Origin of the sequence: Pseudofrankia saprophytica (assembly GCF_000235425.2) — a bacterium.
Classification (GTDB): Bacteria; Actinomycetota; Actinomycetes; order Frankiales; family Frankiaceae; genus Pseudofrankia; species Pseudofrankia saprophytica.
In genome coordinates this window covers 3,583,923-3,600,055 of the sequence record NZ_KI912266.1, presented here as the reverse complement: position 1 = coordinate 3,600,055, position 16,133 = coordinate 3,583,923, and the positions used below count along the sequence as shown (strand labels likewise).

The 16,133-nt window shown below is 70.8% G+C and carries 9 protein-coding genes; 5 read left to right on the top strand and 4 right to left on the bottom strand.

The genetic code is table 11. From position 1 onward, the window contains the following. The first annotated feature begins 44 nt into the window (after positions 1–44). Positions 45–1,280: an MFS transporter gene (locus FRCN3DRAFT_RS0215015; RefSeq protein ID WP_007512599.1), complete on the top strand. Its 1,236-nt coding sequence runs from the start codon at positions 45–47 to the stop codon at positions 1,278–1,280. 102 nt (positions 1,281–1,382) lie between these two features. Here the strand turns inward: FRCN3DRAFT_RS0215015 and FRCN3DRAFT_RS44615 are convergent, their stop codons facing one another. Beyond that, entirely contained in the window at positions 1,383–1,658 is a 276-nt protein-coding gene (locus FRCN3DRAFT_RS44615; RefSeq protein ID WP_007512601.1) for a hypothetical protein, read from the bottom strand. Then, positions 1,659–1,802 (bottom strand): hypothetical protein, encoded by a 144-nt coding sequence (locus FRCN3DRAFT_RS55100; RefSeq protein WP_007512603.1) that lies wholly within the window; start codon positions 1,800–1,802, stop codon positions 1,659–1,661. It lies immediately after the preceding gene. Between the two features lie 470 nt (positions 1,803–2,272). Between FRCN3DRAFT_RS55100 and FRCN3DRAFT_RS0215005 the strand changes: the two genes are divergently transcribed. From FRCN3DRAFT_RS0215005 to FRCN3DRAFT_RS44610, 3 genes are all read left to right on the top strand, one after another. Further along, positions 2,273–2,824, top strand: a complete 552-nt coding sequence (locus FRCN3DRAFT_RS0215005; protein WP_007507067.1) for a DUF3592 domain-containing protein — start codon at positions 2,273–2,275, stop codon at positions 2,822–2,824. 134 nt (positions 2,825–2,958) lie between these two features. Beyond that, on the top strand, positions 2,959–4,272 hold the full coding sequence (locus FRCN3DRAFT_RS0215000; protein ID WP_007507069.1) for a thymidine phosphorylase: 1,314 nt from the start codon (positions 2,959–2,961) through the stop codon (positions 4,270–4,272). 770 nt (positions 4,273–5,042) lie between these two features. Beyond that, on the top strand, positions 5,043–8,342 hold the full coding sequence (locus FRCN3DRAFT_RS44610) for a CHAT domain-containing protein (RefSeq protein ID WP_232794047.1): 3,300 nt from the start codon (positions 5,043–5,045) through the stop codon (positions 8,340–8,342). A 112-nt stretch (positions 8,343–8,454) separates the two neighbouring features. Here the strand turns inward: FRCN3DRAFT_RS44610 and FRCN3DRAFT_RS0214990 are convergent, their stop codons facing one another. Together FRCN3DRAFT_RS0214990 and FRCN3DRAFT_RS0214985 are read right to left on the bottom strand one after the other, a co-directional pair. Then, positions 8,455–8,820 carry a CATRA system-associated protein gene (locus tag FRCN3DRAFT_RS0214990; RefSeq protein WP_106410201.1) on the bottom strand — a complete coding sequence of 122 codons (366 nt, stop codon included), beginning with the start codon at positions 8,818–8,820 and terminating at the stop codon, positions 8,455–8,457. Between the two features lie 97 nt (positions 8,821–8,917). Further along, the gene (locus tag FRCN3DRAFT_RS0214985; RefSeq protein ID WP_027140597.1) at positions 8,918–10,528 is read right to left on the bottom strand and encodes a CATRA conflict system CASPASE/TPR repeat-associated protein; all 1,611 of its coding nucleotides are present in this window, start codon (positions 10,526–10,528) and stop codon (positions 8,918–8,920) included. Between the two features lie 575 nt (positions 10,529–11,103). Here FRCN3DRAFT_RS0214985 and FRCN3DRAFT_RS54075 point away from each other — a divergent pair. Next, on the top strand, positions 11,104–15,711 hold the full coding sequence (locus FRCN3DRAFT_RS54075; RefSeq protein ID WP_051466264.1) for a CHAT domain-containing protein: 4,608 nt from the start codon (positions 11,104–11,106) through the stop codon (positions 15,709–15,711). Positions 15,712–16,133 lie beyond the last annotated feature (422 nt).

Below are 16,133 nucleotides of genomic sequence, written 5' to 3'. Positions count from 1 at the left end.
TCGTCACATTACACTAAAGCAACAGCGTTGCTATAGTCGCCGGCGTGGATGATCTCAGCCCTCGGCGCCGCTGGTCGGCGCTGCTCGCTCTGGCCCTCGGCGCCGTCGCGATCGGCCTGACCGAGTTCGCGCCGGCCGGGCTGCTGCCACAGATCGCGCACGGAGTGCTCAAGACCGAGTACTCCCGCTCCCCGTCGCACGCGGTGGCACACGCCGGCTGGATGATCACCGCGTACGCGCTGGGCGTGGTGGTGGGAGCGCCACTGATCGCCGTGCTCGCCGCCCGAATGCCTCGCAGGCGGCTGGTGCTGGGGCTGCTGGTACTGCTCATGCTCGGCACCGTCGTGTCGGCGCTGGCCCCGACGTTCGAGCTGGTGCTGGTGGCCCGGTTCGTCGCCGGTGTGCCGCACGGCGCGTACTTCGGGGCGGCCGGGCTGCTGGCCGCGTCGCTGATGGGGCCGGGCAACGAGGGACGAGGGTTCGCCGCCGTGCTCAGCGGGCTGACGGTGGCCAACGTGGCCGGCGTGCCGCTGGTCACCTGGCTGGGGCAGGCGGCCAGCTGGCGGGTCGCCTACCTGGCCATCGCCGCGGTCTTCCTGCTCGCGCTGCTGGCCGTGGCGGCCACCGTGCCGGAGACGCCTGCCGCCGGCGGGTCACCCGCGGCCGAGCTGCGGGCGCTGCGCCGACGGCAGGTGTGGCTGGTCGCCGTGACCGCCGCGGTCGGGTTCGCCGGATTCTTCGCCGTGGACAGCTACATCGCGCCGGTGACCACCTCGGTGGCCGGTCTGCCGCCCGGCACGGTGGCGTGGGTGCTGGTCACGGTCGGGCTCGGCATGACCGTGGGCAATGCGCTGGGCGGTATGTACGCCGACCGGAACCTGCACCGCGCCACACTGCTCGGCTTCACCGGCATGATCGCCGCGGTGGCCTTCTTCGGGCTGGCAGCGAGCACCGCGGCCGGGCTGTTCACGGCCGCCTTCCTGCTCGGCGCGACCAGCCTGTTCCTGGCCCCGGCCCTCCAGTCGCTGCTGATCGCCGTGGCGCCCGGCGCCCAGCTGATGGGGGCGGCGGTGAACCAGTCGGCCATGAACATCGCCAACAGCCTGGGCGCGGCCGTCGGCAGCGTCGTGATCGCGGCCGGCCTGGGCTACCGTGCCCCCGCCTGGGTCGGCGCGGCCCTCGGCGCCGTCGGCCTGACCTTGGCGACGATCAGCTTCGCTCTCGACCGCCGCGCCACCGCGAGAACGATCGGACCGGTTCCCGAGCCAGTGTCGCGGTGACCCGACGACGCAGCCGCTGAACGCCCAGCTCGACATGCGTCACCCCATACGCGGGCGTCTCGCTGTCGAACAGCGTCCGCGCAGCCATCGGGACGTCGCCGCTCAGCTGGTTTCGTAGTAGTCCGCCACCGCGCGGGACCAACGCTCGACGTTGAAGTTCTCGAAGTCTCCGGCCGCCTCGCACTCGAGGAGGTATTCGAGCGCCCTGGCCGCGTCCTCGGAGTCCGCCCATGCCGCCGACGGGTGGGCCTTCGCCTCATCGAGGCCAGCGCCGCAGAGCAGCTGGACATCGATCGAACAGTGCGCGTCGAAGTTGGTCTCCTTGGCCCCCCAGACCGTCAGGACGTCCGCCAGCGCGCCGGCGTTGAACAGCTGCACTCAGCCCACCCGCATCAGCTCGACGTCGGCGTCCCAGCCAAGGTCCGTCTCGGCACCCACCATGTCCCGCACCTCGCCGAGATCCATCGCGGCGGGCCGCAGGCCATACCGCCGGACCCACACCTTCCACGACTCCTCATCCACCGCGAGGCACCTCCCGTCACGTCACGGTCCGGCCGAATGATCGCTACGCACGGCCCGGGTCGGTCGGCCTGCGAGTGCGCAGGGCTGACGGTGGCCGTCCTGCCCCTCATGAAGCCCCACAGTGGCCCTCGCCGGGTAGCGACCTCCGGGCACGAGGGTCGCCTGGCTGAGCGCTGAGGCCCGGCGCCCTCCCGGACGGGGTCGTGACGTGCACGTTGGAACGGCCCCCCTCGCGCCCCAGCCGACCCACTGGAGTAACGGCGACGCATTCGGGCAGGAGATCCGCCCGCGCGGTCCGCGCGCGGACCGGGGCCGCTCCACGGCCCCGGTCCGCGCGCGGACCGCGGTGTCCGGTGCCGGATACGTCACTGTCCGGCAGCACCTGGACGGTTACGATCTACCTCCGCCCATAAGCACACATGTCGGTGATCGACACAGCTCACCGTCCGAGCATGGGACGGTGAGCTGTCGTGCCGCCATACACCCCCACCGGCAGCGGCGACAGGCCGCGCTCGTTCACCCGGCGGCTCGCCGCCGCCCGGGCGCGGCGAAGGTATCGCCGGCGCGGGTGGATGTCGCTCTCCGGGGTGGGAGAGGCACTGTTCGGCCTGGTCTGGATGGGGCTCGCGGTGCTGTTCCTGGCGGTCGCGGTCTGGAACGTGGTCGACATCGTCGAGCTGCGGTCGAACGGAATGCGGACGACCGGCACCGCGCTGCGCACCTGGACCGAGACCTACACCTCGACCAGCACGGACGCCAACGGAAACACGACGACGACCACGACGACGGACGAGTACACGCGGGTCCGCTTCACCGACCAGGACGGCGCCACCCAGATCGAGACGGTCTCGGGCAGGCACAAGCCTCCGTCGGCCGTCGCGCTCGTCTACCACCCGGGCGACCCTCACTCGGTCCGGGCGGCCAGCGAGGTGACCAACGTCGGTCTCGGGCTGGCCGTCTTCCTCGTCGTCTTCAGCGCCGGCTTCGTCCTGTTCGGCATCGCCCTGGCCACCGACTGGTGACAGCAGTCCGGCGGCAAGGATCGCATGGGCCTGGGGCGCAGGAAGTCGAACCAGGTGGTCACGGTCCGCTCGGGTGCGGGCTCGCGATGCCTGCCTCGCCCAGGATCTCCCAGACCGGCGTGGAGACTGAGTGCATGAATGCTGACGCCTCGGCGCGCGCCATCGACGCCGTCGTCCGCACCAGGATGGGGAGCGCCCTGGCCGCGGACGAGATCGAGCGGCTTGTGGCGGACTTCGTCGCCGGTCGGATCCCCGACTACCAGATGTCCGCCTGGCTGGCGACGGTGGCCTGTCGAGGACTGTCGCGGGCGGAGACCGTGGCCCTTACCCGGGCCTACGTGACCGGCGGTGAGACGCTCGACTTCGCCAGGACCGGGCGGCTGGTGCTCGACAAGCACAGCACCGGCGGCGTGGGCGACACGGTGAGTCTCGTCGTCGTGCCGTTGGTCGCGGCGTGCGGGGTGGCGGTGGCGAAGATGAGCGGACGCGGCCTGGGCCTCACCGGAGGCACGATTGACAAGATGGAGTCCATTCGTGGGCTGCGGCTGGAGCTCGACGCCGACGAGATCTATCGCCTGGTCGACCAGGTGGGGATGGTCATCACCGGGCAGAGCGCGCGCCTGACCCCCGGCGACAAGGTGACGTACGCGCTGCGGGACGTCACCGGAACGGTCGACAGCCTTCCGCTGATCGCGGCCAGCATCGTCAGCAAGAAGATCGCCGTGGGTGCGCATGGCGTGCTGTTCGACGTGAAGACGGGTGCGGGTGCGCTGCTCCCGGACCAGGATCGGGCGCTCGACCTGGCGCGGCTGATGGTCGAGGTCGCCACCGGGGCCGGCCTGCGTTGCCGGGCCGTGCTGACGGACATGAGCCAGCCGCTCGGGTACGCGGTCGGCAACGCGCTCGAGGTGAGCGAGGCGCTGGACGTGCTCAGGGGACGGGAGGTGCCGGGGCTGACGGAGGTGTGCCGCACGATCGCCGCCCTGATGCTGCGCGGCGCCGAGCCGGACCTCGCGCCGGAGGCGGCCGAGCGGAAGGTGAACGCGGTCCTGGCCAGCGGCGAGGGCTACGAACGGTTCCTCCGCTGGGCGGTGGCGCAGGGAGCCGAGCCGGACGCGCTGGCGGAGCCGGGCGGGCTGCCCACCGCCGACTGTCGTGAGCAGGTCGTCGCCGACCGCGAGGGCTACCTCGAGGACATCGACCCACGCGCCATCGGCACGGCCGCGATTAGGGTCGGCGCGGGCCGGCTCGTCAAGGGCGGACCGCTGGACCACTCGGCCGGGGTCGTGCTGCGCCACCGGGTGGGAGACCACGTGTCGATCGGCGAGCCGCTGGCCGTCATCCACCATCGCCACGGTGTCGAACCGCCCGTCGATCTCGTCCGGGACGCGTTCCGGGTGTCCGAGTCCGCGCCGCCCGGCAGACCGGTCGTCCTTCAGGTCATCTGACGGGCACCGACCGGAGCCTGTAGCGAGCCAAGACCCGATTTGGGGGCGTGGCCTGCGGTTTCACTGTTCGATCGGTGCCGCGCGCGATGATCGTGCCGGCGGTGGCGTCCTGCGGCCGAGGCGGTGCCCGGGCCAGCGAAAGGCGCCGGCGCCGGGGCGGCCGGTCCGGGACGGGGGTGCGGATGGGGCGGCTGGCGCTCGTGCGCCTGCGACGGCGACTGTTGCGGTTCGCCCGGCTGGGCGAACCGTCGTTGGTACTGGCGCCGGAGGCGATGGCGGAGGCGGAGGCCGCGATGGCCGGCCCCCGCCTGCCGGCGACGCGTGGCCACGAGTGTGGTGGTGCACCGCCGGGCTGCTGTCCTTCCTTCCGGTGCATGCGGCAGGGCGGCACGAGACCCGCGCGTCCGCCAGTCCGGAAACGGTGCTCGACCGGGTGGTGTCGTCCTACACGCCCACCGTGCGAGCGCTCACGCACGCCCGCCGCCGCTCCGACCGGCACGGTCCGAGTGGTGGGCGTGCTGGTGACCATGCCCTCGGCACCGGGGCTCGCCGATCTGCCAGGAGCCGAGCTGGAGGCCGAGCTTGTCCTCCCGCTGCTCCCACGCCCGGTCGTCGCATATTCACAGCGGCGGGTGAGAAACAGATCTCCGCATTCCTGTACCGGACCGCCTTCCAGGTGATGGCATGCAGGCATGGGGGTTCGGGCGCGGCTCATACGGACGCAGGAACGGTTGCTCCGGTTTCAGGAACGACTCGATCGCTCGATCGCCGTGGACAGTGCGGCCGGGGCCGGGCGGCTGCTTCGCGAGGGAATTCGACACGGTGACGACCGGAAGCTGGACAAGTCCGTGCGGCTGCTTCGGGAGGCGTTGGCGGCCGGGGGGCCGGATCATCCGGACCGGGCCCGGTGGCTGTCGGATCTCGGCCTCGCCCTGCAGGACCAGTCCGAGCGCACTCCTGGCATGCCTCAGTTGGACGAGGCCATCGAATTGATGAGGGAGGCGGTCACGACCGCCAGGGAAACCGACCCCAACCGCTGCAAATACCTGTCGAATCTGGGCGGCGCGCTGTGGCTCAGGTTCGAATGGGACGGGGGCCTGGAAATCCTCGGCGAGGCCATCGAGACGGCACGGGCGGCGCTGGTCACCGCACCCGCCGACCACGCCGACCGCCCGTCGATCCTGGCCAATCTGAGTATCTTCCTGCTCACTCGGTACGAGCGTGCCGATGGTCTGCCCTATCTGGACGAATCGATCGAGCTGGCCCGGGCAGCGGTGGCCGCCAGCGCCCAGGGTCATCCCGACCACGCCCTGCGCCTGTCCGCCCTCAGCATCACCCTGCGTCGCAGATTCGAACGGGCCGGGGAGCGGCCGGACCTGGACGAGGCCGTCGAACGGGCACGGGCGGCCGTGGCCGCCAGCGCCGTTCGCGGCGCCAACCACCCCAAGTACCTGACGAACCTCAGCAACTTGCTGTGGACCCGGGCGGCGTGGGACAGGAGCCGGGCGGACCTGGACGAGGCTGTCGAGAGGGCCCGGGCGGCATTGGCCGCCACCCCCGAGGATCACACCAGCCGCCCCATGTACCTGTCGAATCTGTCGACCGCTCTGCAGGCCCGGTTCGACCGGACCGCGGTGCTCCAGGATCTGGACGAGGGGGTCGAGGCGGCCCGGGAGGCCGTCGCCGCATGCCCGGTTCACTATCCCGACCGCGCCATGTACCTGTCGAATCTAGGAAACCGGCTGTGGAGCCGGTTTGAACACAATGGCGCTTTGGCCGATCTGAACCAGGCGGTCGAGGCGGGCAGGGCGGCGGTCGCCGCGACACCGACGGACCATGCGAACCTCGCCACCCACCTGTCGAATCTCGGAATCGCCCTGAGTATCCGGTCCGCGCGGACCGAAAGCCAGCAGGACCTGGACGAAGCGGTGGAGACGGACCGAGCGGCAGTGTCCGCGACCCCCGAGGATCATGGAGACCGCGCGTTATATCTGACGAACCTCAGCACCACGCTTCTCCAGCGCTCGGCGAGCGCCGCCAATGCCTCCGACCTGGACGACGCGGTCGAGGCGGCCCGGGCGGCGGTCGCCGCGAGCCCTCTCGGCGGCCCGGGCCTCGCGGGCCACTCGTCGAACCTTGGTATCTGTCTACAGGCCCGCTTCGAGCGGACCGGTGAGCGAGGCGACCTCGACGAGGCCGCCGAGACGATCCGGGCCGCGGTGGCCGCCACCCCCGACGGCCATCCCGACCGTGCTCTGTATCTGTCGAATCTCGGCGACACCCTGCGGCTGAGGTTCGATCGGTTCCGCGCGCGACAGGATCTGGATGAGGCGAGAAACGCCTACCAGGATGCCGCACGGGTCGAGAGCGCCACGCCACGACGAAGGGCCGCCGCGGCCCGGCGCTGGGGACTCGCCGCCGCGACCGACGGCCGGTGGGACGAGGCGGTGCGGGGTTTCACCCTCGCGGTGGAGTTCCTGGGTCTCGTGGCGCCGCGCAGCCTTGCCCGTGACGACCAGGAGCACCTCCTGGAGGATTTCGGCGGCCTGGCGACGGACGCCGCGGTGTGCTGTGTCCACGCCGGACGTTGGGACCTGGCGGTGGAGCTGTTCGAGCAGGGCCGCGGCGTCCTGCTGGGCCAGGCATTGGACACTCGCACCGATCTCACGGCACTGCGCGCCCGTCACCCGGCCCTGGCCAGCCGATTCGTCGCCCTCCGGGACGAGCTGGACCAGGCGGACAGCGTCGCCCAGCCGAGCATCGTGCCCGGCGCCGACGCGGGTGCCGGGACCGACGGTGTTGACGCTGCCGACCTCCGTGCCGTCTGGTCCCGTCGCCGTGACGAGCAGCGCCGCGAACTCGTCGAGGCATTCGGAAAGATCGTCACAGAGATTCGAGCCTCGCCGGATTTCGGCGACTTCCTGCGCCCATGGTCGGTGCACGAGCTGGCGGCCGTCTCGACCGGTGGCCACGTTGTGATCGTGGCGATATCCGCGTTCGGTTCCTATGCGCTGATCGTGAGCGGCGGGGAGGTGCAGGAACCAGTGCCTTTGCCAAGGCTGAACGTCGAGGCGGTCGAGGAACGGGTGGCGGCCTTTGTCGACGACAGGGCCCGGTCGCACGCTGATTCCAGTTCCAGCCGGCAGGCGGAGCAACGACTGTCCGACACGTTGCGCTGGCTGTGGGACGACCTGGCAAGCAGCGTCCTCGCCCGGCTGGGCCTCACGGCGGCTCCCGAGCCGGGCGAACCATGGCCTCGGGTCTGGTGGTGCCCATCGGGACCGGTGTCGCTTCTCCCCCTGCACGCCGCCGGACGCCATGACATGGGATCCGGCATCGCGGAGTCGGTGATCACCCGCGCGATCTCCTCGTACACCCCGACCCTTCGAGCCCTCGCATACTCACGACGTGTGCGTTCCCAACGATCGGCGGGCGACAGCGTCAGTGGCGCCCTGGACAGCGTCGACGGGCACGTCGGTGACGTGGTACCCCGCGTGCTCGCGGTCGCCATGCCCACAACTCCCGACGAGCCCGACCTGCCCGGGGCCGCCAGCGAGGCGGACGACATTCGTAGCCGGTTCCCTTCCGCCCTGGTACTGACCGGGAACGACGCGAGCCGTACGTCCGTGCTGACCGCGATGCGGTCAGCCCCGTCAGTCCATTTCTCCTGTCACGCGCAGGTCGACCCGCTGGACCCCTCTGCCAGCAAGCTGCTGCTCGCAGATCACCAGCAGCGGCCCCTCACCGTCGTGGATGTCGCTCGGCTGCGGTTGGAGGACGCACACCTCGCATTTCTGGCCGCCTGTTCGACGGCGCAGTCGCCTCGTCGGCTGACCGACGAGGCGATACATCTGGCGTCCGCGTTCCAGCTCGCCGGCTACCGCCATGTGATCGGTACCCTCTGGCCGGTCAACGACGTATACGCCGCGAGGATCACCCGCCGCGTCTACGACGGGCTCGCGGCAGGAGAGGGCGTCGCCAACGCCGTTCATGACGCGGCGCTTCGTATGCTCCAGGAGCAGTATTCACGACCGTCAGCGTGGGCGTCGCACATTCATGCCGGACCGTAACGAGACCGACGCTGACGTTCGGTCACGCGTCACTGTCACCCCGATGGTCGGTGTGGAGCTCGCTCAGGTGACCCCCGTCCTCGGGATCGCCGTCGGCGCGGGTGGACCCTGCTCAGCGCTGGCCGGGCAGGTCCGGCTGGCGAGCAGGCTCGGTGGCGACCTCCAGCAGGGGCTCGCTCAGCGTATGGACCAGCGTGTTGAGGCGTTCGCGAATCTTCTCGGGCGGCGGCGCGACGACGGGACCGTCGACGTTGCTGACGTTCCTGGTCGGGGCGAGGACAATCAGGTCGTCCACGGCCCTGCCGAACGTGGTGGAGTCGCCAGCGTCCAGCGCCGCTTCCAGCAGAGAGAGAAGCCCGGCCAGGTCGTCCCACTGTTGCCGCGGGAGACGCCAACGGGGCGCCATGCGGAGTGTCAGCAAGGCTTGGCCCCGAAGCTCGGCTGGTACTGGCGACACAACAGCGCCACTGTCCCCCATGGGCTGACATGATAATGGCTCTTCGCGGCTCTTCGCGTCCCGGCTGACCATGGTTCCGCGAGTCGTGAGAACCAGCTGGGCCGCTTGCAGCGGGGGATCACAAGTCTGCGACGGGGAGTCCAAGATGTCTCGCCGCGGCCCGGAAGTCTTCGTTGTACGGGTAGCGCTCCAGAGCGGCCTTGACGAGCCGGCGATGCGGGTCTGCCACCCTGCCGTTCTCGAGCTCGTCAAGGTTCGTCGTCCAGGCAGCGAGCGCGCCCGACGGGCCGATCTGGGCCTGCAACGACCTGTTCAGGCCCACGGCCTCCAGCAGCTCGACGGCGCTCTCCGGCCGGTAGACGGCCCTCGCCAGCGCCTTCAGCAGGTCCTGACGAGCTGAGTCCTCAAGACGGCGCGGAACGGACGGGGGCGTGGACGACCCAGGTCGCGGCGCCGGCGGGCGCGGCGGTGGCCGCTCGGGGGACGGCGGGCCGTCCGCCGCGGCGAGCTCGGCGGTCGCGCGCGACCGGGTCAACGAGCGTTCGACATAGCTGTGTTCGTCGGCGAGCGACTGCGCGAAGAGACGGGCCATCGCCACGTCATCGCCGAACAAGCCGGCGGACGGGTCGACAGGCACCTCGGCCTTGCGGGCCTCGGCCAGGTTCGACGTGGCGATGTCGACGGCCTGGGCGAGGTCTCCGATCTCCGCGGACTGCGTGACCAGGACCGCTGCGGCGGCTCGTGACCGGCGCCGCAGGTCGTTCGCCGGGTCGGCGCGCTCATCCACCTGGGCCGCCGCGGCGTCGGCCGCCGTGGCCCGGGGAGCCTCCGCCAGCAGCCGGGCGAGTGAGCCCGTGATCCCGTCCAACACGGCGCGGGTCGCCCGGACCCGACGTCCGTCGTCCCAAAGCCGATTCAGGTAACGAATCTTCGCCGCCTGCAGGAGGTAGTAGCCCAAGGGCGTCATCTCGGCCGTCCCCCGCGACCAGGCCCAGGCGCTCAGCCCGTTCTCCCGGCTGCGTGGGCCTATGACAACGATCCGCCGCCGCTGCCGTCCCTCGGGGCAGTCGGCGAGCTCCCATACGGCATAACCCGACCGGGTCGCGGCGCCACGGGTCACCCAGTCGTCACCGATGTCGGCCGGCAGGGAGGTCAGCAGTGCACGGGCAGTCGCTGCGTCCGCCGCTACCGGCTGCCCGTCTGTGTCGTCCATGAGCCCGAGGTACGCCCGGGCGCTACCCAGCAGCGCCGCGTCCGGCGCGCCGATCGACGGATCGGCCCATTCGGCCGGATCGGCTTTCTGGCCACCGACGGGAACAGCCGTGATCGTTTCGGGCGGCCATGGTCCTGTCTGCGTGGACCAGCGTTCATCCAGCTCACGCCACCCCCGCGCCCCTGCCGGAGGCCCCAGCCGAACCGTGAGGCTCAGCACCTCGTGGTGTAGCCGCAGCAGCGCCTCGCCACGGCCGGCCTGCGCGTCTCGGCCAGCCTGGGCGCTCAATACCCGGCCTGTCGGCGGCAGGCCGGTCGTCGCCGACAGGCCGGTGAGGTTGTCCGGCAATGTGTCCGGAGCGCCGATCGCGCCAATCGCCTGATCCATACCCAGGCGAGCCCGGCACGCGTCCCAGACAGTACGCAGGTGGTCGAACGCGTCCGAGGCGCCCGGCCCGCCAAGCGGAGCGAAAAGGTAGACGACCAGCACCGGGTCGACCAGCGGCCGCGCCGCCACCGCTTCCGGTTGTGCCTGCGGTCGGTCAGTCATCGCTGCCCGCGGGGCAACACGGCTCCCTTGCCGCCCAGGATGAATCCGGCCCCATGGTCACGCCACTCAGTCAACCATTCCTCAGGCATCGTGGATCGGGGACCTGCCGCACGATCACCACCCCGACAGCTAGAAGATCGACTTAGCCTAGCGAAGGACCACTAACCGCGGCTGTCTGGCGGATCCTGTCGGTCGCGGACCCGGCGACGAAGGAACGCGGTGTTGCCGCCGTCGCGGCCTCTAGCAGCGACACGACAGGTGTCGAAGACAAGGGCTAGCCAAGCCGCGGCTATGTCGGCCCGTCGCGGGCTGGCGAGATTACGTGGACTGCTCCCAGCACCGCTGGTGCGGGCATGGTCACGGGCCGAGACGCGGTCTGTCATTCTGTTGATGTGGCTCAGGAGACGGACCGGTTCGACGCTCAGCCCATCAGGAACCGTTGACGGTCTGAGTGGGACCAGATCCGTCGCCGCGCCCGACGACGGGTTGATACGGGGGCAAAGATGCGGAAGCGGGCGCTCGCCCGGGCACAATCCAGGTTGGTGCGTTTCCTCCGCTACCGGAACCCGGCCACGGTCCTGGGTCCGAAGGCGGTCGCCGAGCTGGAGGCTCTGCTTCGCAGCGTTCCCGACCCTCTCGCCGATCTGGAAGTCGCCTTTCAGGCCGGGTGGCTGCACTGGGCGCGCTGCATCGCCTTGGGCCCAGAGGAGGGTCAACGGGACTTTGCGGCGGCGCTGGTCCTGTTCGCGCCGGTGTACCAGAGCCTGCCGGACGCGCTCCCTGATGAAGTGCGCGCCCACTTCGACGCCCATCCGCCGTCTCCCATCGACACGCCCGCGTCTCGGATTTCCAACGCCACCGTCCTGGTAGACGAGGCGCTGCGCACCGGGGACCGTGCCGCGCTGAATGCCGCGATCGATCTCCTGCGCGAAACCCTGGGCACGATCTCCGACGACCACCCCGATCGCGTCATGTACCTGTCTCATCTGAGCCGCGCGCTACAGATCCGGATCGAGTGGGACGGTGCCTCTGCCGACGTCGACGCCCTGGTCGCCGCTACCCAGGAGGCGCTGAAGGCCACCCCGGCCGACAGACCGGACCGTGGCGGCCATTTGTCCAACCTTGGCAGTGCCCTGCGCATACGGTTCGAGCGGGATGGCGCCTCTGCCGACCTCGACGCCGCGGTCACCGCAGGACAGGCCGCGGTGGCGGCAATTCCTGTTGACCATCCCAGCCGGGCCGCGGTTCTGTCCAACTTCGCCCGTACGCTGCGGACCCGGTTTCAGCGGGACGGGGCCGTGGCTGACCTCGAGGCCGAGATCATCGCCCGACAGGCGGCCGCGGAGGCAGTACCCGCCGGCCACTCCGAGCGTGCCGTATACCTGGCCAGCCTCGGCATAGCGTTGCAGACCCGGTTTGAACGCGGCGGCTCGCTGGCCGACCTCGACGCCGCGATCCACGCAGCACAGGCCGCAGCGGACTTGGTTTCCGACAACCATCCCAACCGGGCGGCGATGCTGTACAACCTCGGCGTCCTCCTGCAGACCCGGTTTGGGTGCCGTCATGCCTTGGCCGATCTCGACGCCGCGATCGACGCCGCCCAGGCCGCGGTGGACGCCACCCCCGACGGCCAGCCCAACCAGGCCGATTACCTGTCCAGCCTCGTCACTGCGCTGCAGGCCCGATTCGACCAGACCGGCGCACAGGCCGACCTCGACGCCGCGATCCGGATAGGGCAGGCCGCGGTGGAGGCAACTCCCGACAGCCACCCCAGCCGGACCGTGATGCTGTCCAATCTCGGCGCCGCGCTGCAAAGCCGGTTCAAACGAAGCGGCGCCTCGCCCGACCTCGACGCCGCTATGACCGCCATACAGGCCGCGGTGAAGGCCACGCCCGCCGATCACCCCAGCCGGGCCACGATGCTGTTTAACCTTGGATCCGCGCTGCAGACCCGATTCGAGCAGACAGGCGCGCACACAGATCTCGACGCCATGATCGCCTTTGGGCAGGCTGCCTTGGAGGCAGCTCCACCCGACCACCCCGACCGGGTGGCGATGTTGGCCAACCTAAGTAACGCACTGCAGAGCCGGTTTGAGCGAGGCGGCGCCTCGACCGACCTCGACGCCGTGATCGTCACTAGGCAGGCTGCCTTGGCTGCAGCTCCCGCCGACGACCCCGAGCGGGCTGCGATGCTGGCCAGTCTTGGCGTCGCGCTGCAGACCCGGTTCAAGCGGACCGGTGTGCAGGCCGACCTCGACGCCGCGGTCCACGCCGCGCGGACCGCGGTCGAGGGTACCTCCGCCGATCATCCCAGCCGGGCCGCGCTGCTGGCCTACCTCGCGGTCGCGCTGCAGGCCCGGTTCGAGCGGACCGGTGTGCAGGCCGACCTCGACGCCGCGGTCCACGCCGCGCAGGCCGCGGTCGAGGCCACCCCCGCCGACGACCCCGATTCCGCTGTACGCCTGTCCTTCCTCTGCGGTGCGCTGCAGACCCGGTTCGAGCTGGACGGCGCATTGGCCGACCTCGACGCCGCGATCCACGCCGGACAGGCCGCGGTAGCGGCCACACCTGCCATCGGCTCTGCCGCCGCCGGGTACCGGTCCAATCTCAGCGCCGCGCTGCGCATCCGATTCGAGCAGACGGGCGCACATGCGGATCTCGACGCCGCGATCCGCTCCGCGCAGGCCGCGGTGGCTGCGACGCCCGCCGACAACCCGGTCGCCGCCACGTATTTGACCAACCTCGGCATAGCGCTGCGCGTCAGGTTTCAACGGAGCGGCGCCATGACAGATCTTGACGCCGCGGTCCACGCCGGGCAGGCCGCGGTAGACGCGGCTCTCGCCGACGACCCTGACCGGGTCATATACCTGTCGAACCTGGGCGTTGCGCTTCGCATCCGATTCGAGCGGGGTGGGGCGATGGCTGATCTCGATGCCGCGATCCGCGCCGCACAGGCCTCCGTCGCGGCCACTCCGGCCGACCACCCCTACCGCGCCAGGTACCTGTCCAACCTCGGCGCTGCGCTGCAAAGCCGGTTTGACCGAACCGGCATGCAGACCGATCTCGACGCCGCGATCACCGCCGGAGAGGCGGCCGTAGAGGCTACCCCGGCCGGCCACCCCAACCTCACCGGGCGCCTGTCCAATCTCGGCGGTTCGCTGCAGGCGCGGTTCGAAGCGACCGGCGTTCTGGCCGACCTGGACGCCGCGATCCGTGCCGGACAGGCTGCCATCGAGGTGGCTCCCCCTGACCACCCCAGCCGGGCCACGTCGCTGTTCAACCTCACCCTCGCGCTGCGCAATCGGTATCTACAGGGTGGCGCCCTGCCCGATCTCGATGCGGCAATCCGCGCCGGGCAGGCCGCGGTGGACACCATCCCCGCCGACCATCCGAACCGGGCAGCGATGCTGTCCGAGCTTGGTGCGACGCTGAACATCCGGTTCGAGCAGACGGGCGTGCAGGCAGATCTCGACGCCGCGGTCCGCGCCGGACAGACGGCCGCCGCGGTCGAGGTGGCCTCGCCGCGTGCGCGCGCCCGAGGCGCCCTTGTATGGGGGCGTGCCGCCGGGGCGGCCCGACGCTGGCGGGAGGCGGCGGCCGGTTTCGAGACAGCCGTCGGTCTTCTGGGAGGTGTGGCGCCGCGTGGCCTCGATCGCCCCGACCAGGAGCATCTGCTGTTCGAGATGAGCGGGCTGGCCGCGGACGCGGCGGCGTGCTGCGTGCGCGCGGGCCTGCCTGAGCGTGCCGTGGAACTGTTCGAGCAGGGCCGCGGCGTGCTGCTGGGCCAGGCGCTGGATACCCGTACCGACGTGACGGCGCTTGCCGAGCTTCACCCCGACCTCGCCAGACGGTTTGTCGAGCTGTGCTACGAGCTCGACCGGCCCAGTGAGCCGGCCGAACCAGCGGCGGAACAGCCGGGCGCCGCGCTGCTGGATTCCGCCAGAATGGCCCGCGTTCAGGCGCGGCGCCAACGAGCGGTCGCCGACTTCGACCAGCACGTCGCGGAGATCCGCGCGCTGCCGGCCTTCCGGGACTTCCTCCTGCCCCCGCCGGTGGAACAGCTGCGGGCAGCGGCGGCCGACGGTCCGGTCGTGATCGTCGCGGTCTCCGCCTTCGGGTCCCATGCCCTGCTCGTGACCTCCGGCAGTATCGATGTCGTCGAGCTGGGTGAGCTGACCCCCGCCGAGGTCAACAACCGGGTGGCCGATTTCCTCGACGCCCTGGCCACACCCCGCTCGTCCGCGACCAGGATCGCCGCGCAGCGGCGGCTGGACGACATACTGGGCTGGCTGTGGGACGCCGTGGCCGGCCCGGTTCTGGACCACCTGGGAATCCACGGGCCGCCCGAGGAGGAACAGTCCTGGCCCCGGGTGTGGTGGTGCGTGGCCGGGCTGCTGTCATTTCTTCCTGTTCACGCCGCGGGTCATCACTCCAGCCGCACCGCCCCTGCCCCGGCCACGGTCATCGATCGAGTGATCTCCTCCTACACGCCGACGGTCCGCGGGCTGGCCTATGCACGCCGCGTCGGTCACGTGGACACCGAGCGGCCACGTCCCACCGACGGCCTCGACAGGCAGTCAGTGATGGCGGTGGCGATGCCGCACACCCCCGGAGCAGCCGACCTGCCCGGCGCACATGCCGAGGCTGCCAGCCTGGAAGAACGATTTCCCGGCGGCGTGACGGTGCTGACGGACACCGAGGCGACACGTCAGGCCGTCCTCGCTGGGCTGCCGGACACGCGGTGGGTGCATTTCGCCTGCCACGGCACCGCGGAGATCACCGACCCGTCGAACAGCCGGCTTCTCCTGCACGACCAGCCGCTGACCGTGGTCGACGTGGCCCAGCTACGGCTCCACCACGCCGAGCTGGCGTTCCTGTCCGCCTGCGAGACAGCCCGTCCCGGCGCCCGGCTCGCCGACGAGGCGATCCACCTCGCCTCCGCGTTCCAGCTCGCCGGCTACCGCCACGTCATCGCCACCCTCTGGCCCGTCGCCGACCACAGCGCCGTCACCTTCGCCGAGTACATCTACGCCACCCTCAGCGAGCCCCCGAACATCGCCGGCGCCGTCCACACGGCCACCCGAAATCTGCGTGACTCCTGGCCCCGTCACCCCTCCGAGTGGGCATCCCACATTCATGCTGGTGCCTGACCGGCCACTGGCACGGGCGATACCCGCAATAGGAACTCGCGAGAGGGAGGCTCTCCCTCATGTTGGATTCCTGCCGGTTCGGAGTGTCAGCGCGATCCCCGCCGTACCGCGCCCGCCCCGGACGGGCGGCGGGGGCGGGCGGTCTGCGACCCGTCAGTCGACGGCTTTGCTCGACACGCGAATAGATCCGGGCGAGACCTTCGGCCTCATCTGGGCGGCTGGGAATGTCGGTGGCCAGGAGAGTGCCAGCCCGGCCGATAGCTTGCCGGCAGGGGGTAGCGGTTTTCGCGACACGTTGGCCGCTACCCCCGCCCGACAGACCCGCGCGGGGCGACGTGGACATCCCCTCCCACTGGGCGCCGTCCGTCTGGCGCCCGCCTCGTTGGCGGGAGCCGACACCCGCCTACCTGTCCCGGGCCTTC